Origin of the sequence: Nesterenkonia salmonea, assembly GCF_005771525.1 — a bacterium.
Classification (GTDB): Bacteria; Actinomycetota; Actinomycetes; order Actinomycetales; family Micrococcaceae; genus Nesterenkonia; species Nesterenkonia salmonea.
This window is the reverse complement of record NZ_VAVZ01000126.1, coordinates 1-538: the sequence shown is the minus strand read 5'-3', so window position 1 is coordinate 538 and position 538 is coordinate 1. Positions and strand designations below refer to the sequence as shown.

The 538-nt window shown below is 68.8% G+C and carries 1 protein-coding gene; it reads right to left on the bottom strand.

The genetic code is table 11. The features are described from left to right. Positions 1-538: DJ-1/PfpI family protein (locus FEF26_RS15560; RefSeq protein ID WP_208012969.1), on the bottom strand; the 538-nt coding region annotated here is incomplete at both ends.

The window sequence follows — 538 nt, the reverse complement described above, 5'->3', positions numbered from 1 at the left end:
CGCTCGTCGATGATGAGGAGCTTGGCGACATGTTGGGCCAGGTCGGGGCTGATCGATCGCACGAGTGAGAGCGCGAGGTCGATGTGGGCGAACGCGGCGCCGGCGGTGACGAGGTTCCCGTCGACCACGACCATGGTGTCGAGATCGAGGGCGACGGTCGGATAGCGCTTCAGGAACTCCGGCCCCAGGAACCAGCTGGTCGTCGCCCGCCGATGATGCATCCGTCCGGTCTCGGCGACGGCGAACACGCCGGTGCACGCCGCGGCGATCCGGGTGGTCGCGTCGTCGAGGCGCCCGAGTGAGGCGATGACCGAACGAGCATCTCGGCTCTGGAGGGCGTCGTGGGTCGCGGCGGCGGTGAGGGTTCCAAGCGCAGGGACGACGACCACGTCGAACTCTCCGGACTCCGACAGCGGGTGGTCCACCGACAGGGTCATCGATGCCGTCGTGGTCACTCGCCGTTTCGGTCCGAGGATGGCGAGTTCGATCGGGTCGATCCGCGGGTCGATATCGCCGCGGGCTCCGTCGGCCACCCGCA